We start from the raw sequence: 17,829 nt of genomic DNA on the forward strand, positions 1-17,829 counted from the left end.
GAGGAGCCTCATGACCGCCCCGCTGCCCATGCCCCACAACCGGCGCCGCCCCGGTTGCCCCTTCCGCCCCGACACCGCGCTCGAACGCCTCCGCGAGGAACCGGAGTTGCCGCGCGTCTCCACGTTCAACCCCCAACTGGGCGAGTTCGAGGCCGTTCTGGTCACCCGGCTGGACGAGGTCCGCCAGGTGCTGGCCGATCCGCGGTACGAGGCGGGGTTCGCCTTCGACGGCTCCGGTCCGCGCACGGTCATGAACCAGCCCGGGATCCTGCTCAATTACGACGGCGACGCGCACACCCACTACCGCCGGATGCTGTCGGGCGCGTTCACGGTGAAGCGGGTCCGCTCCCTAGCCCCGGCGATCCGCCGGGTCGTGGACGAGCGGCTCGACGCCCTGGAGCACGCCGGTCCCGGCGCCGATCTGGTCGAGGCGTTCGCCGGTCCTGTCCCGCTGCTGGTCATCTGCGAGCTGCTCGGCATCCCGGCCGAGGACCGCGACGGCATCCAGCGCCGCAGCGCCACCGGCACCGACGTCGGCAACACGCTGGAGACCCAGCTCGAGAACTTCGCCGCGATGGCCGCGTACATGGGCGAGCTGGTACGGCGCAAGCGCGCGGAGCCCGCCGACGACATCCTCGGTGACCTGATCCGCAGGCACGGGCACGAGCTCAGCGACGACGAGCTGATCGGCATGGGCAACAGCATCCTGGTCGCCGGGCACGAGACCGTCTCCAGCATGATCGGTCTGAGCGTCCTGGCGCTGCTGGAGGACACGGACCAGCTCGCGGTCGTCCGCGACGACGACAGCGCCGCACCCGGCGCGGTGGAGGAGCTGCTGCGCCTGCTGTCGGTGGCACCACCCCTGGTCCGCCAGGCGGCCACCGATCTGGAACTCGGCGGACGTCCGGTCAAGGCGGGCGAGCGCGTCGTGCTCTCCACCCTCGCCGCCGACCAGGACGGCGAGCTGGTGCCCGACGAGCCCACGCGGCTCGACGTACGCCGCAGGCCGGTCGCGCATCTGGCGTTCGGCTACGGCGCCCATCAGTGCGTCGGACAGCAACTGGCCCGCCTGGAGCTGCAGATCGCGCTGCCCGCGCTGCTGCGGCGGCTGCCCGGGCTGCGCCTGGCCATCGGGTTCGACGCCGTCGAGTACCGGGAGGACGCGCTGGTCTTCGGGGTGGCACGGCTCCCGGTGACCTGGTAGCGGAGCGGGCGCACGACGGTGGGCGGGGCGCGGGTGCGCTCCGCCCACCGTCGTGCGCGCGGCTCAGTCGGTCGCCCGCTGAATCCTCCGCCCGCTCAGTCCGCCGTCCGGTCAGTCCCCCGCCCGGTCAGTCCCCCGTCCGCTCCGCCAGCAGTCCGTGGCGGCGCAGGATCGCGTGCACCGTCGACACCGCCGGTACGCCGGGCACGCCCCGCCGCACCAGTTCGTCGTGGATGCGGCGGGCGCCCCAGCGGGGCTGGGCTCCCCGGAGCCGTACGACCAGCGCCTCGGTCTCGCTCTTCGTGCGGGCCGGGGAGTTCTTGGGGCGGCGGGAGCGGGGAGTCAGACCCGCGGGTCCCTCGGTGCGGTAGCGGGCGAGGTAGACGTAGTACGTCTTGCGGGAGATGCCGTGGCGGCGACAGACCTCCGTGACGGTCAGCCGGTCGCGCTCGGGTGCCCGCAGGATGTCGATCCACTGCTCGGACAGGGCCATCACCTCTTCCACGGATTCCCTTGCTGCCGGGCTTAGTTGCCGTTCTCCTGGCGTCCGGCGCGGGCGACGGTGCGCTCGCCGCCGGACTCCTCGGACCCCTCGGCACCGGGCTCCACCGGTTCCCCGCCCGCCTGCTCCGGCGCCGCCACCGCGCGCCCCGGGATGAACAGGCTGGCGACGATCATCACGACCAGCGCCACCCCCACCGCCAGATACGCGTTGTGGAACCCGGTCCGGGGATGGTCCGCGCCCGCGTTCTGCATCAGTAGCGCGACCACCGCGATGCCGATCGACGCGCCGAGCTGGTTGAGCATGTAGAGCACGGAGCTGCCCTGCGGGACGAGTCGCGGCGGCAGGGTGCGGTACACCGAGCCGATCACCGGGGCGCCCGCCGAACCCGTGCCGATGCCGAGCGTGAACGCGGCAAGGAGCGGCCACAGTTGCGCGGTGTGCGCGTCGAACCGGCTGAAGGCGAGCGAGCTGAGCAGGGCGATCGCCGCGCCGGTGAGGGCGAGGTTGCGCGAGCCCCACCGGTCGGACAGGCGCCCCGCGAGCGGCATCACCAGCGCGGAGCCGACGCCGAAGGGCGCCAGGCGCAGTCCGGACTCGAACACGCCGTAGCCGCGCACCTGTTGGTAGTAGAGCGGGATCACGAAGATGCTCGCGAAGGTGGCGAGCCCCAGCACGGCCGCCGCGACGACGCTCGCGGTGAAGCTGCGCCGGGTGAACAGCCGGAGGTCGATCAGCGGCGGGGTCGCGCGGACGGGCAGCGCGTGGAGCGCGTACCCGGCGAGCAGCACGACGGCGACGGCCAGCGGCAGCAGCACCTGCCAACTGGTGAACGAGCCGCGCTGGGCGACCTCCGACAGCGCGAGCACGCCGGTCGCGACGCCGGGACCGATCAGCGCGACGCCGAGGACGTCGAGACGCCCGGCCGCCGCGCGTGCCTCGGGCGGGTCGGCGGGCAGGGTGCGCCGGGCCAGGACGAAGGCGACGATCACGATCGGCACGTTGACGAAGAACATCCAGCGCCAGTCGAGGCCCTGCAGGATGATCCCGCCGACGATCGGACCGAGCACGGGACCGGTGGAGCCGACGATGCCCATGACGCCCATCACCCGGCCGACCAGGGCGGGTCCCGCGGCGCGGGCCAGCAGGGTGAGCATCAGCGGGTCGAGGATGCCGGCACCGACGCCCTGCACCACGCGGAACACGATGAGGCTGCCGATGTTCCAGGCGAGCCCCGAGGCGACCGACCCGGCCATGAACAGCACCAGGCCGGACAGCCACAGCCGCCTGCCGCCGACCCGCTCCACCGCCCACGCGGTGACGGGGATGGTCACGGTCAGCGCCAGGAGATAGCCGGTCGACACCCAGCCGGTCGTGGTGAGCGAGGCGTCGAAGCGGGTGGACAGAGTGTCCACGGCGACGGCGGTCATCGACCCGTCGAGGATGCCCATGATCCCGCCGATGAGGATCACACCGATCATCCGCCGTAAGGCCGGGTCGAGCTTGTCGTCCAAGGGGGTGGTCATCGTCGTCTCCCGACGGAGTCGCTTGCGAAATGAACCTGCGGGTTCAATTTACCAACCTCACGAGGATAGAAACAGCCGAGTTCGGAAGACTGCACCGACGGGTACGGTCCGAGCCGTCGGCGGTTACCCTGAAGGCATGGCATCAGCAGCGGCGACGGCAGCGCGGACGGCCTCACGCGGCCGCATCGACAAGCGGCAGGCGATCCTCGACGCCGCCTTCGACGTGTTCGCGGAGCACGGCTACGCGGACGCGCTGGTGCAGGAGATCGCGGAGCGGGCGAAGGTCGCCAAGCCGACGGTCTACAACCACTTCACGGACAAGGAGACGCTGTTCCGGGAGACCCTCACGGCCGCCGCCCGCACGGTGATGGACCGCAACATCGCGGTGCTCGACCGTATGCGCTCCCCGGGCGACGACCTGCGCGCGACGCTGAACGACGTCGCGTACCAACTGGTGCGCTCCTGTTGTGACGTACGCTCCCGCTCCCTGCGTCGGCTGACCTACGCGCAGGTGACCCGCTTCCCCGACCTGATCGAGGTCGTCCAGGACCGCACCTCGGTGCGCATCGCCGAAGCCATGGCGGACCGGCTCGCCCGCCTCACCCTCTCCGGACATCTGCGCCCCTGCGAACCCGCCGTCGCCGCCGAGCAGTTGCTCGCCCTGATCACCGGTCCGCTGGAGACCCGCTCCCGCCTCGGCACCCGCAAGCCGGGCACGGCGGAGATGCGCGCGCTGGCGGAGGCGGCCGTGGACACCTTCCTGCGGGCGTACGCGGCGGAGTGACCCGCCCGGGCGACGGCGGGAACGGGTGGTACGTCCGGTCCGCTCAGCCGCCCGACTCCCGGTGCCGCGCCGCGAGATGGGACGCGCCCGCGTCCGTGAGCGAGCCGTGCAGCCGCAGCCGGGAGATCCCGCCGTCCGGGTAGATGTCCACCCGCGCGTGCGTCCCGACGGCCGGGTCCGGAAGGACGAACCGGTGGAGGGTGTCGGGCTGGAGGCGGGTACGGGGCAGGAGCTCGACCCAGTCGGCGCCCTCGCCGTCCCGCAGCGACACCGACGCCCACCCCGCGCTGTTGCCCTTCAGATACGCCGTGTCGATCTCGACCGCCCGGATCTCCGACTGGGCGGCGAGGCGGTAGGTGATCCAGTCGTGCCCCCGGTCGCGTCGTCGGCGGGTCTCCCAGCCCTCGTCCATACGGCGGGAGCTACCGGGCAGAAGGGTGTGGGCGGGCGGGGAGTAGAAGCGGTCGGAGGCGTCCTCGACCCCGCCGCCGTTCTCCAGGGCGACCACGTCGAAGGTGCCGAGCGCGGCGAGCCACGAGGGGTCCGGGACGACCTCGCCGTACACCCGCAGCCGGGCGACTCCGCCGTCGGGGTGCTGGTTGAGGCGCAGGTGGGTGAAGCGCTGCCGTGCCGACACCGCGAAGCCGTTGGCCGCGTGACCGCCGACCGGGGTGCGCGGGACGAGCGTCGTCCACTTCACGTCGTCGCCGAGGAGCTGCTCCGGTGACGGGGGGCCGGGCACCGAGGCGCCCTCGACGGAGACGGCTTCGGGGTGATTGCCCCGGAAGTGGGCGGTGTCCACGACGATCCCCCGGATCACCCCGGGCGCGCCGAGGCGGATCAGCGCCCAGTCGTGGTCCTCGGCGGTGGGCCACGGCTGCCCGGCGTCCGTGCCGCGCCGCCGCCGGGTCTCCCAGCCGTCCATCACCTTGCCCTTGTGACCGAACCGCCCGGGGTCGAACACGGCCGGTCCCGGCGTGAGCAGGTTCTCCCGCTCGGCGAAGAACTCGTCGTTCGCCGCGATCACCCCCGCGCCGAGCCGCCGGTCGGCGAGGTCGGTGTGCGCCGCGAAGGGGAAGTCGGCGGTGCGGTAGTCGGCGTAGGGGTCGCCGCCGCCGAACGGCGCCGCGGGGCCGGTGAATCGGGTCGTGGACTCCGTCACGGGGTTCCTTTCACTCACGGGGGCGGCTCATCGGGTACGGGTGAGCAGGCGCCCCTTCGGCTCGCTGAACTCCCCGTCCGCGTACACCCGTTCGCCGCGCAGCCAGGTCGACTTCACCACGCCGTGCAGCGTCCTGCCCGCGTACGCGGTGACCGGGTTGCGGTGCTGGAGCCGTGCGGGGTCGACGGTGAAGGTCTCCTCGGGGGCGAGGACGGCGAAGTCGGCGTCGCGGCCGGGCGCGATGGCGCCCTTGCGGTCGAGACCGGCCAGGGCTGCGGTGCGCGCGGACATCCAGCGGACCACGTCCGCGAGGTCGTGTCCCCGGCGGCGCGCCTCGGTCCACACGGCGGGAAGGCTCAACTGGAGTCCGGAGATCCCGCCCCAGGCGGTGGCGAAGTCCGCCGTCTTGAGGTCGGCGGTGGACGGGGAGTGGTCGGTCACCACGCAGTCGATCGTGCCGTCCGCGAGCGCCTGCCAGAGCAGGTCCTGGTTGGCCGCCTCGCGGATGGGCGGACAGCACTTGAACTCGCTCGCCCCGTCCGGGACTTCCTCGGCGGTGAGCGTGAGGTAGTGCGGGCAGGTCTCCACGGTGAGCCGGACGCCCTCGGCCCTGGCGGCGGCGATCAGCGGGAGCGCGGCGGCGGAGGACAGGTGGAGGACGTGGACCCGTGCCTTGAACTTCTTCGCCTGCTCGATCAGTTGGGCGATCGCCTCGGTCTCTGCCGCGTGCGGGCGGGAGGCGAGGAAGCCCGCGTACGCCGTCCCGGCGGGGGCGTCGGTGAGCCGGGCGGGGTCCTCGGCGTGCACGATCAGCAGACCGTCGAATCCGGCGATCTCCGCGAGCGAGCGGGCCAGTTGCTCCCGCTCCAGATGCGGGAACTCGTCCACGCCGGACGGCGACAGGAACGCCTTGAACCCGAAGACTCCCGCCTCGTGCAGCGGACGCAGATCCTTGACGTTGGCGGGCAGCGCGCCGCCCCAGAAGCCGACGTCGATGTGCGTACGCCCTTGTGCGGCAGACCGCTTGATGTCCAGGTGAGCCGTGGTGGTGGTCGGCGGAAGGGAGTTGAGCGGCATGTCCACCAGGGTGGTGATGCCCCCGGCGGCAGCGGCGCGCGTGGCGCTCCGGAAGCCCTCCCACTCCGCCCGGCCGGGATCGTTGACGTGCACGTGTGTGTCGACCAGACCGGGGAGCAGCGCGTGGTCGCCCAGCTCCTCCAGCCGGATCGCGCCCGGCAGTGGCGCGTCGTACGGCAGCACGGCGGTGACGGTCCCGGCGGCGACGGTGACCGTGGCGGACCGCACCCCCTCCGGTGTGACGACGCGCGTCGAACGCAGCGCCAGTTCGGCGTCGGACACCCGGACCCCTCTCGGCCGTCGACCAGGCGGTTCACTTTCCGGAAACGGGATTCACACCCATGTAACGGAATTCAACGTTCTGTTGAAGGAGTCTTCATGGCGGGCGGTGCGTCGTCAAGGGTGCACGGGTGTGGCGGAGGTGGTGGCTGTGGGGCATGGTGCGCGGCTGCCGGGTATGCACCCCTCATGACACCGACCTCGCAGACCTCCGACGACGGCATCGCCGGGCTGCTCCTCGCCGCCGGAGGCGGCAGCCGGCTCGGTGGCCGCCCCAAGGCGCTGCTGCCGTACCGGGGGCGCCTGCTGGTCGAGCACGCGGCCGGAGTCCTGCGCGCGGCCGGGTGCCCACGGATCCACGTGGTCCTGGGCGCGCGGGCTGCCGAGGTCCGCGAGCGCGCCCGCCTCGACGGCTGCGTCCTCGTCGGCAACCCCGACTGGTCCGAGGGCATGGGCTCCTCCCTCCGCGCCGGACTCCGCTCCCTCGCGGGAACGGGCGCCCGAGCGGCCCTGGTGAGCCTGGTCGACCAGCCCGGCATCGGTCCGACGGCGACCGCCCGGGTCCTGGCCGCCTTCGAGGACGAGCACTCCCTCGCCTCGGCAGCCTACGACGGCGTACGCGGTCACCCGGTCCTCCTCGGCTCCGCCCACTGGTCCGGCGTCGCCGCGACCGCCACCGGCGACCGGGGCGCGCGAGCCTATCTGCGGGAGCACGCGGCGCGGCTCCGGCTGGTGGAGTGCGGGGACGTGGCGGAGGCGTACGACATCGACACCGAGGCGGATCTGAGGCGGCTGGAGTGACCCGCCCGCCGGGGGCGCCGCCCCGCCGAAGATCCGCGACCCGTTGAGGTTCCCCCGGGAAAAACCTACGATCCGCTTCTCGGAAGCGTCAGAAGCGACCGCCCGCGCAGTGAGGAAGTGACCGCTCATGTCCGCACCCGCGTCGTCCCCGCCCACGGTCGTGGACGCCCCCTCGCTGCCCCGGCAGGAGGAGGTGCTGACCGAGGAGGCGCTCGCGTTCCTCGGGGAGCTGCACCGGCGCTTCACGCCCCGGCGGGACGAGCTGCTCGCCCGGCGGGCCGAGCGGCGGGCGGAGATCGCGCGGACCGGCACGCTGGACTTCCTGCCGGAGACGGCGGACGTGCGCGCGGACGAGGACTGGCGGGTCGCCCCGGCGCCGCCCGCGCTGGAGGACCGGCGGGTGGAGATCACCGGTCCCACCGACCGCCGGATGACGGTGAACGCGCTGAACTCGGGCGCCCGGATCTGGCTGGCGGACTTCGAGGACGCCTCGGCGCCCACCTGGGAGAACGTGGTCCTCGGTCAGCTCAACCTGAAGGACGCCTACGCGCGCCGCGTCGACTTCACCGACGAGCGCACCGGCAAGTCCTACGCGCTGCGCCCCGACGAGGAGTTGGCGACCGTCGTGATGCGTCCGCGCGGCTGGCATCTGGACGAGCGGCACCTGGTCGGCGCCGACGGCACCCCGCTGCCCGGCGCGCTCGTGGACTTCGGGCTGTACTTCTTCCACAACACGCGACGGCTGCTCGACCTCGGCAAGGGACCGTACTTCTACCTTCCGAAGACCGAGTCGCACCTCGAAGCGCGGCTGTGGAACGACGTGTTCGTGTTCGCGCAGGACCACCTGGGCGTCCCGCGCGGCACCGTACGCGCCACCGTGCTGATCGAGACCATCACCGCGGCGTTCGAGATGGAGGAGATCCTCTACGAACTCCGCGAGCACGCCTCGGGGTTGAACGCGGGTCGCTGGGACTATCTGTTCTCCCTCATCAAGAACTTCCGTGACGCGGGACCGGAGTTCGTGCTCCCGGACCGCAACGCGGTCATGATGACCGCGCCGTTCATGCGGGCGTACACCGAACTCCTCGTCCGCACCTGCCACAAGCGGGGCGCGCACGCGATCGGCGGGATGGCGGCGTTCATCCCGTCCCGCAAGGACGCGGAGGTCAACCGGGTCGCCTTCGAGAAGGTGCGCGCGGACAAGGACCGTGAGGCGGGGGACGGTTTCGACGGGTCCTGGGTGGCGCATCCGGACCTGGTGCCGATCGCCCTGGAGTCCTTCGACAAGGTGCTCGGCGACCGCCCGCACCAGAAGGACCGCCTGCGCGAGGACGTCCGGGTGACGGCGGCGGACCTGCTGGCGGTCGGCGCTCTGGAGGCGCGTCCGACGTACGGCGGGCTCGTCAACGCCGTTCAGGTGGGCATCCGTTACATCGAGGCGTGGCTGCGCGGTCTGGGCGCGGTGGCCATCTTCAACCTGATGGAGGACGCGGCCACGGCGGAGATCTCGCGCTCGCAGATCTGGCAGTGGATCAACGCGGGGGTGGAGTTCGAGAACGGCGAGCGGGCCACTCCCGAGCTGGTCCGCTCCGTCGCGTCCGATGAACTCGCCGCCATCCGCGAGGAGTTGGGCGAGGATGCCTTCGCCTCGGGTCGCTGGCAGGAGGCGCACGACCTCTTCCTCCAGGTGGCACTGGACGCGGAGTACGCCGACTTCCTGACGCTGCCCGCCTACCGGCACCTCAAGGGCTGACCTGAAGGCTGACCTCAGGGGCCGACCCCGGGCGCCGGGTCGCCGTCGCCTCCCTTGTCCGAGTGACCGTCCGAGTGGCCGAGGGAGCGGTCAGGCGCCACCCGGTCGCGGACCAGCCGCTTGACCGCCGTCGGCTCGGGGAAGCCCTGCTCGCGGCGGTCCCAGACCACCTCGTCGTCGACCCGGACGACGAATACACCGCCGGTGCCGGGCTTGAGCGACAGCTCGGTCAGCTCGCTCTCGAAGGTGGTGAGCAGTTCCTGCGCCAGCCAGGCGGCGCGGGGCAGCCAGCGGCACTGGGTGCAGTACTCGATCACGACACGATGGCTCATCGCGGCCCCCTCGTTGCGGATACACCGGTCATGGGAGATGCGCCGGTCATTTCAGATGCACCGACCAATCCTGTTCCGCCGCCGGTCTGCCGTGCAGATCGGGCACCGCCTTGAGCCAGTCCGGACGCCCCCGCTGGGTGCGTTCCGCGCGCGCGGCGTTCTCTGCCGCGATCTCCTCGCGGCTGGGGAACTCGGTGGGGAGCCACTGCTCGGACAGCCGGACCCGGTCGAGCAGGTAGTCGACGTAGGCGGCGCGCACGTCGTCCGGCGTCGCGAAGCCCGCGTCCTCGGCGAGCCAGGCGTCCGGCACCTCGGCGACGACGCGGCGCAGCAGCTCCTCGGTCACCAGCGGCGCCAGTTCGGCGTCGGCGGCTCGTACGTCGGGACCGTAGACGCCGAGGGCGTGGTGGCGGAAGTCGTACTTCTTGCCGGGCGCGGTGGTGTCCCAGCGGTGGTGGAAGACGAGGGCGGCGCCGTGGTCGATGAGCCACAGGCGCGGGGGCACGGTGCCGCGCGTGGGCCAGAGCATCAGGTTGGAGCTGTGCACGGTGCGGTCCACGTTGGCGGTGAGCGCGTCCAGCCAGACGATCCGGCCCGCCTCCAGCGGGTCCACGGGGAAGTCGCGGGCCAGCTCGGGGGTGAGGTCGACGGCGCCGGACAGATAGTCCATGCCGAGGTTGACGCCCGCGCTGGCGCCGTGCAGCTCGCGCACCTCCTGGTGCGGCTCGGAAGCCGCGATGGCCGGGTCGAAGTGCACCAGGACCAGTTCGGGGAAGCGCAGCCCGAGCGCGCGGGCCAGCTCCCCGACGATCACCTCGGCGACCAGCGCCTTGTGCCCCTGGGCGGAGCCGGTGAACTTCACGACATAGGTCCCCAGGTCGTCGGCCTCGACGACTCCGGGCACGGAGCCGCCGGACCGCAACGGGGTCACGTATCGGACGGCGGTCACCTCGCGCAGCACACCGGCAAGCCTAGATCACCCGCCCGCGGGTCCGTCGGCCAGTGGCGGGTGCCCGTCGGTCAGTGGGTTGGGCAGCGGCAGATAGCGGGCGTCCGCGCCGTCCGCCGCCGTCCAGCGCAGGAGCAGGTTGGTCTTGCCCGGCAGGCTGGGTGCGGTGAGCAGCGCCGGGATCTCCGGCACGCCGTGGCGGGCCAGTTCGCGGCGGGCGGCGGGCCACGGGTCGAAGCCGGGGTGGTGTTCGGCGAGGGCGGCGGCGATCTCGGTGAGGTTGTTGACGACCAGGCAGTACACGAGCCGCTCCCAGCCCGCCGCGCGGGAGACGTCCGGCAGGAGCTTGGCCCCCTCGGCGTCGCGGAACAGCGCCTGGACCGGCGTACCACCGGCGTCCACGGCGACCAGGGTGTTCTGGAGGTGGGCTTCCAGGACGACGCCGTGGGTGTCGAAGGCGGTGAGCGCGGGCGGGACGACCGCGCTCAGATACGCCGTCCACCAGGCGCCGGGGTCGGACGTGGCGGTCAGCGGGCTGCCGTCGAAGCCCTCCGCGAGTCCGGCGGCGAGCAGCGGGGTGGCGCCGGGCACCAGATGGTCGCGCAGACCGTCGCGGACGAGGACGGCGAGTTCCTCGAAGGCGAAGGCGGCGGTGCGGTAGCCCCGGTCGCTCAGCCAGGCGCCGGGACCGTCCATGGCGGCGAACGCGGCGGTGGCGGCATCGTCGGTGCGGCGGAGTCTGGCCAGGTCGTGGCGCCACAGGCGGCGGATGTCGTTGGTGATGCGGACGTCGAGGCTGAACTTGAGGAACAGGTCGCGCTCGGGCTCGTACACCGTGCGGACGGCGGCCGTCGGCCACACCGCGAAGGGCGTCTCGCCGAGCCGGACCAGGCGCCCGTCCTCGAAGGCGGGGGCGAGCTCGCGGGCGAGGAGGTCGAGCTGCCAGGGGTGGGCGGGCAGCAGCCGGTAGCCGGGCGGGGCGGTGCCGAGGGCGTCCAGGACGCCGGTGTCGCCCTCCTCGGCGACCTGGTCCTCGTGCACACCGAGCAGCGTCAGCGGGAAACGTCCGTGTGCCTCGGGGGCGTACCGCAGCCAGGCGGCGGCCGGACCGCCGCCGCGCGCCTTGGGGGCGGGGTGGTGCGGGTGGCCGGTGATCAGCGACTGCTCGGAGCGCAGATACGGGTCCTCGGGCGCGACGGTGCGGGCGCGGGCGGCGAGCAGCGCGGCGACCGTGTCCCGGCTGTCGATCATCTCGGCGGGCAGGTCGCCGCCGGTCAGTCCGGTGTGTCGGCGCAGCTCCTCCGCGACGAGTTTGACCAGCTCGGTGTGGCCGATGCGGTGCCATCGGTCCTGGGCGCGCACCTCGGGCTCCGCCGGACGGCGGCCGGGGCGCACGCGCAGCAGCCGACCGGTGCCGGGCAGCCGGTAGACGGGCCGCTCGCCGGGGTCCTCGCCGGGGTCCGGGAGCGGCGTGGCGACCTCGCGCAGCAGGCAGTTGAGCAGGGGCGCCGCCGCGTAGGCGTCGGCGCGCCGCCCGGCGTCGTCGGTGTGAGGCTGGAGGTCCACGCGATCCATTCGTTCGTACTCGTCGGCTCTTCGGCCGTGTTCGTCTCTTCGGCCGTGCTCGTCGGGCTCTGCGACGCCGGTGTCCGCGCGAGGGCGGACCGCGCTGTCCGCCGGTTCGCGTCCGGGGGCCGGTCGCGTTCAGTATGGCTCGCGTGTCCGACAATCGTGCTCTGAGCTGCCCGTCCCCGAGGAGCCGACGTGTACCACTCTCCCACTGCCGAGGCCGAGATCGCCGAGGAGCTGGCCACCGTACGGCCCGCCCTGCTCGGCCGGTACGCGGCCGCGCTGCCGGGAGCACGGGCGGGCGTCCTGACCCGGCTGTGGCGGGCGCTGGTCCACGAGCCGCTGCCCTGGATCACCGACCGCGCCCGGGACACCGAGGGACACACCCTGCGCCTCGCCGACGGCCGCACGCTGCGCGGTCCGTACTCCGATCCGTACGCGACCGGCGACCACGTCCGCGCGCTGTGGCTGGACCGCGAGCGCTACGACGACCCCGCGCGCCTGATGACCGACCTCGCGGTGCCGCACGCGGCTGCCTTCGCCGGTGAACTCGCGGGCAGCGTCGCCTCGCTGGCGCTGTCGCGGGCGGACGCCGAGGAGTCCGGGGAGTGGCCCGCGCACGACTGGGAGTGGGAGCAGCGGGTGGTCGACGGTCATCCGTACCACCCCAACTGCCGTTCCCGTCCCGGTTTCTCGGTGGCGGACCAGTTGGCGTACGGTCCGGAGCACCGTCCGCTCGTGTGGCTGGGCACGGTGGCGGTACCGGCGTCGGAGTGCCTGGTGTCGGGCGACTGGCCCGACGAACTGCGCTCCGGGGGCGACTTGTTGCTGCCGGTGCATCCCTGGCAGGCGGCGCATGTGCTGAAGCGGTCGGCCGAACCCTGGCGTGGGGCGCACCCGTTGATGGCGCTGCGCACGCTGGCGATCCCGGGCGGACCGCATGTGAAGACCGCGCTGAGCGCCCGGCTGACCTCCTCGGTGCGGGACATCTCGGTGTACTCGGTGCGGGCGTCGGCCACGCTCTCCTCCTTCGCGACCGAGCTGGCCGAGCGGACCGACGGGCTGCTGCACGTCACCCGCGCGCTCGGCGCGGCCACCGCCCACTCTCCCGACCTGGCGGCGCAGTTGCGGGAGTCGCCTGAGGTGTACGCGGGTCCGGGCGAGCGGGTGGTGCCGGTGGCGGCGCTGGCGGCGACGGAACTGCCCCGGTCCGCCGCATGGTTGGCCGCCTTCACGCGGCTCGCGCTCACCACCGGGCTGCGGCTGCTGGACCTCGGGGTCGCGCTGGAGGCGCACGGGCAGAACCTGCTCGTGGTGCTCGCGGCGGACAACTCCCCGCTGCGGCTGGTCTACCGCGATCTGGCGGACATCCGGATCAGCCCGGCGCGGCTGGCCCGGCACGGCATCACGCCGCCCGCGCTGACCGGGCGTCTGATTTCGGACGACGTCACGGTGTTGCGGCGCAAGCTGTTCGGCTCGCTGGTGGCGGGTGCGCTGGCCGCGACGGCGGGTTCGGGTCCGGCGCTGGGCGCCGCGCTGCGGGCGGCGTTGCCCCACCTGCCCCGTACGCCGGATCTGGCCGCGCTCTGTGACGAGCCGTTGCCCGCCAAGGCGTTGACGCTGATGCGGCTGTCGCCCGAGACGCCGGGTGACCAATGGGCGGCGCTGCCACACCCGTTCGTTTTGGAGCGTGACGCGTCCGGTCAATAGGATCCGCCGATGATCAGAAGACATCGGCTGGCGACGGGCGCCTGCGCCCTGCTCGCGGCCCTGGGAGCCGGGATCGCGTTTCCCGGCGGAGCTGTGGCGGACGAGACCGAGCCACAGGCGGCGGCCCCCAAGGTCGAACTCGTCCTGGACGTCAGCGGTTCCATGCGGGCGCGGGACATCGACGGCGGCTCCAGAATGGCAGCGGCCAAGCAGGCGTTCAACGAGGTTCTCGACGCGACGCCCAAGGAGGTGGAACTCGGCATCCGCACCCTGGGCGCCAACTACCGGGGCAACGACCGCAAGACGGGCTGCAAGGACACCGAACAGCTCTACCCCGTGGGCCCGTTGGACCGGACCGACGCCAAGACCGCGGTGGCGACGCTCTCGCCGACCGGCTGGACCCCGATCGGTCCCGCCCTGCTGAAGGCAGCCGACGACCTCCAGGGCGGCGACGGCACCCGCCGGATCGTCCTGATCAGTGACGGCGAGGACACCTGCCAGCCGCTCGACCCCTGCGAGGTGGCCCGCGAGATAGCCGCCAAGGGCATCGGGCTCACCATCGACACCCTGGGTCTGGTGCCGGACGCCAAGACCCGCGACCAGCTCAGTTGCATCGCGGACGCCACCGGCGGCACCTACACCTCCGTCCAGCACAAGGAAGAACTGTCCGACCGTGTCGGCCAGTTGGTGGACCGCGCCGCCGACCCGGTGGTGACCCCGGTGGCCACCGACGGCGCCGCCTCCTGCGCCGCCGCCCCGACGCTGAAGTCCGGACTCTTCACCGACCGTGAGGAGTTCGGCCGCGAGCGCTGGTACAAGGTGGACGTCCAGCCGGGGCAGGAGCTGCGCGCCTCGGTGAGCGTCGCGGACGACCGCGCCGTCTCCCCCGACTACGGCGTGCTGCTGCGCGCGGTGACCGCGAAGGGCCGCGAGATCGTGCGCGGCGAGTCGGCCGGGCGGGGACGCACGGACGTGATCTCCACGGGTCTGCGCTACGCCAAGCCGGACAGCGACGACGACACCGCGACCGCGGAGCCGGTGTGCCTCCAGGTCACCAACTCCTTCTCGGCGGCGCCGGGTGTGAAGACCACGCCGGGTCTGCCGCTTGAGCTGACGGTGGACGTGGTGGACGGTCCGTCCGCGGCGCACGACGTCGCCGCCTTCGGTCTCGGGCGCGGCTGGTGGCTGCTGGGCGCGCTGGTGCTCACCGGCTTCGTCGCCGGTCTGCTGTGGGGCTGGCTGTCGCGCTGGCGGGTCGCGGTCTGGAGGACCAACTGATGCGTTTCACCCATGTGTTGAGCACCGCCGCACTGGCGCTCGGACTCGCCGCCGCCCCGGCCGTGGCCGACTCCTCCCCCTCGCCGAGCGCGTCCTCCGACGCGAAGGCGCCCACCCAGGCGGGCACGTCGTTCCGTACGGCGGCGGAGATGGACCAGGGGCAGCGGGCGACCGCTTCCGGCTCCACCGGTGACTACTTCTACTGGTCGTTCGCGGCGGACGCGGGCCAGCGTCCCACCGTGCGGGCGACGGTGAAGCTGCCGCAGTCCCACGCGGGCCAGACCTGGCAGATCGACGTCTACGACGGTCTGCGCCGCCGCCAGGCGTGCCAGTACGGCGCGGCGACGCGCACCGCCGCGCAGGACGCGCCCACGGTCGAACTGGCCTGTGTGCTGCGCACGGTGCGGGCGTGGTCGGAGCCGTGGGCGAACGACCCGCTGCCGGGCACGTACTACATCCGCCTGACGGCGCTGAACCTCTCCTCCGCCGACCTCGGCAAGCCGGTGAGCACCGAAGTGCGCGCCGACTCCAAGGACATCGGCGGCGCGGCGGCGGTCGACGGCTCGCTGGCCAAGCCGCTGGTGCCGGGCATCGCGGTCAAGTCGCAGGCGGAGGACGACGGTACGAAGTCTGCCGTGCTCTCCGGCATCGAGCCGGACGACGGCTGGTCCTCCAACTGGTGGTCCGACCGCTGGGTGTGGACCGCGATCGGCGGCGTGCTGGCCGCGCTCGCCGGTATCGGCGGGTACGCGCTGACGCGCGGTTCGGGACGACCGTACCGGGTGCCGCCGGGCGCCTGAGGTGCGTAGCGGATGACCGAGGCCGAAGGCCCGCCCCCGTGGCGGGTCTTCGGTCGTTCCCGGCGCCTCACTCCTCCCGGAGCGCCTTGCCCAGCGGGCTGTCGCCGGTCACGGTGATCCGCCCGGACCGTATCCCCTCGGGAACCGTCAACTCCCCCCGGACGACGGCGGTGCAGGTCCCCTCGTCCATCACGAGCCGGGCGTCGGCGCCGCCGGGCGCGGGTCCGTCGCCGTAGACCGGTCCGTCCTCGGCTCCGAGGTTCAGATGGAAGGTCCCTTCCTCCAGGCCGACTTCGAGCGTCCCGGGCCCGGTGTCCACCCCGCGCAGCGCGGTCAGCAGGGGCAGCGCGAACCAGTGGGCGCGCACGGCGTCGGTGGGGCGCCGCTCCTCCAGACCGTCCCGGCCCCACTCCCCCAGCGCCTGGAGCACGGGCAGCAACCCGCTTCCGCGCGGGGTGAGTTCGTAGACGTACGCCGCGCCGGGCGGCGGGAGGCGGCGGCGGGTGGTGAGACCGTCGCGCTCCATGTCCTTCAGGCGGGAGGCGAGGACGTCGGTGCTCACCCCGGGGAGGTCGGCGTGCAGATCGGTGTAGCGGCGCGGACCGGCCAGCAGTTCCCGGACGATCAGCAGGGTCCAGCGGTCCCCGACGAGGTCGAGGGCGCGGGCCGCGGAGCAGTACTGGTCGTAGCGTCGGCGAGGTGGCATGGGACGCAGTCTAGACAGTTCGTTGGACTTTCCAAGCTCCCACTTGGTAAAACCAAGTGACACCAGACGGCGAAGGGTTGCGGCGCATGGAGTTCCGGCAGTCGAACAAGCTCAGTGAGGTCTGCTACGAGATCCGTGGCCCGGTGATAGAGCACGCCGACGCGCTGGAGGAGGCGGGGCACAGCGTGCTGCGTCTGAACACCGGCAACCCGGCCGTCTTCGGGTTCGAGGCGCCGGAGGAGATCCTCCAGGACATGATCCGGATGCTCCCGCAGGCGCACGGCTACACGGACTCGCGCGGCGTCCTCTCCGCCCGCCGCGCCGTCGCCCAGCGCTATCAGAGCCTCGGTCTCGAGGTGGACGTGGACGACGTCTTCCTCGGCAACGGCGTCTCGGAACTGGTCTCCATGGCCGTCCAGGCCCTGGTCGAGGACGGCGACGAGATCCTCATCCCGGCGCCGGACTTCCCGCTGTGGACGGCGGTCACCACGCTGGCAGGGGGTCGAGCCACTCACTACATCTGCGACGAGCAGGCAGAGTGGACCCCCGACCTCGCCGACATGGAGTCGAAGATCACGGACCGCACCAAGGCCGTGGTCATCATCAACCCGAACAACCCGACCGGCGCGGTGTACCCCAAGGAGATCATCGAGGGCATCCTCGACCTCGCCCGCCGCCACGGACTGATGGTCTTCGCCGACGAGATCTACGACCAGATCCTCTACGACGACGCCGTGCACCACTCGGCCGCCGCCCTCGCCCCCGACCTGGTCGTCCTCACCTTCTGCGGTCTGTCCAAGACCTACCGGGTGGCGGGGTTCCGTTCCGGCTGGCTGGTGGTCACCGGACCCAAGCAGCACGCCAAGAACTACCTGGAGGGGCTGACCATGCTCGCCTCCATGCGGCTGTGCGCCAACGCGCCCGCGCAGTACGCCATCCAGGCCGCGCTCGGTGGGCGCCAGTCCATCCGCGACCTCACCAGCCCCGGCGGGCGCCTCCACGAGCAGCGCAACGTCGCCTGGGAGAAGCTGAACGAGATCCCCGGCGTCTCCTGCGTCAAGCCCAAGGGCGCCCTCTACGCCTTCCCGCGCCTCGACCCCAAGGTCCACAAGATCCACGACGACGAGCGCTTCGTCCTCGACCTCCTCCTCCGCGAGAAGATCCAGGTCGTCCAGGGCACCGGCTTCAACTGGCCCACCCCCGACCACTTCCGCATCCTCACCCTCCCCCACGCCGACGACCTGGAGGCGGCGATCGGCAGGATCGGACGGTTCCTGAGCGGGTACCGGCAGTAGCCGGACCGGCGCTGTCGGCCAGTAGCCGGACGGCGCTGTCGGCGTCGTCGGCGTCGTCGGCGTTGTCAGACCCCCGCCGTACGCTTCGGAAATGGGTCCGCC

General features: G+C 72.6%; 16 protein-coding genes. 8 read left to right on the forward strand and 8 right to left on the reverse strand.

What is annotated here, in order from left to right; translation table 11 throughout:
* Positions 1–10: 10 nt before the first annotated feature.
* Entirely contained in the window at positions 11–1,204 is a 1,194-nt protein-coding gene (locus IF655_RS12585) for a cytochrome P450 (protein ID WP_199584614.1), read from the forward strand.
* Positions 1,205–1,331: 127 nt separating this feature from the next.
* Here IF655_RS12585 and IF655_RS12590 read toward each other — a convergent pair whose 3' ends face one another.
* Positions 1,332–1,709, reverse strand: coding sequence for a helix-turn-helix domain-containing protein (locus tag IF655_RS12590; RefSeq protein WP_199584616.1), 378 nt, complete (start codon positions 1,707–1,709; stop codon positions 1,332–1,334).
* 20 nt (positions 1,710–1,729) lie between these two features.
* Positions 1,730–3,232 carry an MDR family MFS transporter gene (locus IF655_RS12595; RefSeq protein WP_242488700.1) on the reverse strand — a complete coding sequence of 501 codons (1,503 nt, stop codon included), beginning with the start codon at positions 3,230–3,232 and terminating at the stop codon, positions 1,730–1,732.
* A 136-nt stretch (positions 3,233–3,368) separates the two neighbouring features.
* Between IF655_RS12595 and IF655_RS12600 the strand changes: the two genes are divergently transcribed.
* Positions 3,369–4,016, forward strand: coding sequence for a TetR/AcrR family transcriptional regulator (locus IF655_RS12600; RefSeq protein ID WP_199584618.1), 648 nt, complete (start codon positions 3,369–3,371; stop codon positions 4,014–4,016).
* A gap of 43 nt (positions 4,017–4,059) precedes the next feature.
* Here IF655_RS12600 and alc read toward each other — a convergent pair whose 3' ends face one another.
* Positions 4,060–5,178: an allantoicase gene (gene alc, locus IF655_RS12605; RefSeq protein ID WP_199584620.1), complete on the reverse strand. Its 1,119-nt coding sequence runs from the start codon at positions 5,176–5,178 to the stop codon at positions 4,060–4,062.
* Between the two features lie 27 nt (positions 5,179–5,205).
* Positions 5,206–6,537, reverse strand: coding sequence for an allantoinase AllB (allB, locus tag IF655_RS12610; RefSeq protein WP_199584625.1), 1,332 nt, complete (start codon positions 6,535–6,537; stop codon positions 5,206–5,208).
* 186 nt (positions 6,538–6,723) lie between these two features.
* Here allB and IF655_RS12615 point away from each other — a divergent pair, with 186 nt between their 5' ends.
* Both IF655_RS12615 and aceB read left to right on the forward strand, forming a co-directional pair.
* Positions 6,724–7,335 carry an NTP transferase domain-containing protein gene (locus tag IF655_RS12615; RefSeq protein WP_199584627.1) on the forward strand — a complete coding sequence of 204 codons (612 nt, stop codon included), beginning with the start codon at positions 6,724–6,726 and terminating at the stop codon, positions 7,333–7,335.
* A 127-nt stretch (positions 7,336–7,462) separates the two neighbouring features.
* Entirely contained in the window at positions 7,463–9,088 is a 1,626-nt protein-coding gene (gene aceB, locus IF655_RS12620) for a malate synthase A (protein WP_199584629.1), read from the forward strand.
* A gap of 14 nt (positions 9,089–9,102) precedes the next feature.
* Here aceB and IF655_RS12625 read toward each other — a convergent pair whose 3' ends face one another.
* From IF655_RS12625 to IF655_RS12635, 3 genes are read right to left on the reverse strand one after another with little or no spacing between them, the layout of a single operon-like run.
* Positions 9,103–9,420: a SelT/SelW/SelH family protein gene (locus IF655_RS12625; RefSeq protein WP_199584630.1), complete on the reverse strand. Its 318-nt coding sequence runs from the start codon at positions 9,418–9,420 to the stop codon at positions 9,103–9,105.
* 46 nt (positions 9,421–9,466) lie between these two features.
* Positions 9,467–10,381, reverse strand: coding sequence for a HipA family kinase (locus tag IF655_RS12630; protein ID WP_199584631.1), 915 nt, complete (start codon positions 10,379–10,381; stop codon positions 9,467–9,469).
* A 15-nt stretch (positions 10,382–10,396) separates the two neighbouring features.
* Positions 10,397–11,944 (reverse strand): IucA/IucC family siderophore biosynthesis protein, encoded by a 1,548-nt coding sequence (locus tag IF655_RS12635; protein WP_199584632.1) that lies wholly within the window; start codon positions 11,942–11,944, stop codon positions 10,397–10,399.
* Between the two features lie 189 nt (positions 11,945–12,133).
* On the opposite strand from IF655_RS12635, the gene IF655_RS12640 reads away from it, so the two are divergent.
* The 3 genes from IF655_RS12640 to IF655_RS12650 are packed head-to-tail and all read left to right on the forward strand — an operon-like array spanning position 12,134 to position 15,726.
* Entirely contained in the window at positions 12,134–13,648 is a 1,515-nt protein-coding gene (locus tag IF655_RS12640) for an IucA/IucC family protein (protein WP_199584633.1), read from the forward strand.
* 9 nt (positions 13,649–13,657) lie between these two features.
* The gene (locus tag IF655_RS12645) at positions 13,658–14,926 is read left to right on the forward strand and encodes a VWA domain-containing protein (RefSeq protein WP_199584634.1); all 1,269 of its coding nucleotides are present in this window, start codon (positions 13,658–13,660) and stop codon (positions 14,924–14,926) included.
* On the forward strand, positions 14,926–15,726 hold the full coding sequence (locus tag IF655_RS12650) for a hypothetical protein (RefSeq protein ID WP_199584636.1): 801 nt from the start codon (positions 14,926–14,928) through the stop codon (positions 15,724–15,726). The genes IF655_RS12645 and IF655_RS12650 overlap by 1 nt, the downstream gene beginning before the upstream one ends.
* 67 nt (positions 15,727–15,793) lie before the next feature.
* Here IF655_RS12650 and IF655_RS12655 read toward each other — a convergent pair whose 3' ends face one another.
* Positions 15,794–16,432, reverse strand: a complete 639-nt coding sequence (locus IF655_RS12655; protein ID WP_199584638.1) for a helix-turn-helix domain-containing protein — start codon at positions 16,430–16,432, stop codon at positions 15,794–15,796.
* 86 nt (positions 16,433–16,518) lie between these two features.
* Here IF655_RS12655 and IF655_RS12660 point away from each other — a divergent pair, with 86 nt between their 5' ends.
* On the forward strand, positions 16,519–17,727 hold the full coding sequence (locus IF655_RS12660) for a pyridoxal phosphate-dependent aminotransferase (protein ID WP_199584640.1): 1,209 nt from the start codon (positions 16,519–16,521) through the stop codon (positions 17,725–17,727).
* The last annotated feature ends 102 nt before the right edge of the window (positions 17,728–17,829 follow it).

Origin of the sequence: Streptomyces sp. DSM 110735 (genome assembly GCF_016482685.1) — a bacterium.
In the GTDB taxonomy this organism is placed as follows: domain Bacteria; phylum Actinomycetota; class Actinomycetes; order Streptomycetales; family Streptomycetaceae; genus Streptomyces.

What these genes read in the sequence shown, in the direction of transcription:
- IF655_RS12585 (WP_199584614.1), top strand. Translation starts at nt 11, where the DNA reads ATGACCGCCCCGCTGCCCATGCCCCACAACCGGCGCCGCCCCGGTTGC.
- IF655_RS12595 (WP_242488700.1), bottom strand. Translation starts at nt 3,232, where the DNA reads ATGACCACCCCCTTGGACGACAAGCTCGACCCGGCCTTACGGCGGATG.
- IF655_RS12600 (WP_199584618.1), top strand. Translation starts at nt 3,369, where the DNA reads ATGGCATCAGCAGCGGCGACGGCAGCGCGGACGGCCTCACGCGGCCGC.
- IF655_RS12615 (WP_199584627.1), top strand. Translation starts at nt 6,724, where the DNA reads ATGACACCGACCTCGCAGACCTCCGACGACGGCATCGCCGGGCTGCTC.
- aceB (WP_199584629.1), top strand. Translation starts at nt 7,463, where the DNA reads ATGTCCGCACCCGCGTCGTCCCCGCCCACGGTCGTGGACGCCCCCTCG.
- IF655_RS12625 (WP_199584630.1), bottom strand. Translation starts at nt 9,420, where the DNA reads ATGAGCCATCGTGTCGTGATCGAGTACTGCACCCAGTGCCGCTGGCTG.
- IF655_RS12635 (WP_199584632.1), bottom strand. Translation starts at nt 11,944, where the DNA reads ATGGATCGCGTGGACCTCCAGCCTCACACCGACGACGCCGGGCGGCGC.
- IF655_RS12645 (WP_199584634.1), top strand. Translation starts at nt 13,658, where the DNA reads ATGATCAGAAGACATCGGCTGGCGACGGGCGCCTGCGCCCTGCTCGCG.
- IF655_RS12650 (WP_199584636.1), top strand. Translation starts at nt 14,926, where the DNA reads ATGCGTTTCACCCATGTGTTGAGCACCGCCGCACTGGCGCTCGGACTC.
- IF655_RS12655 (WP_199584638.1), bottom strand. Translation starts at nt 16,432, where the DNA reads ATGCCACCTCGCCGACGCTACGACCAGTACTGCTCCGCGGCCCGCGCC.
- IF655_RS12660 (WP_199584640.1), top strand. Translation starts at nt 16,519, where the DNA reads ATGGAGTTCCGGCAGTCGAACAAGCTCAGTGAGGTCTGCTACGAGATC.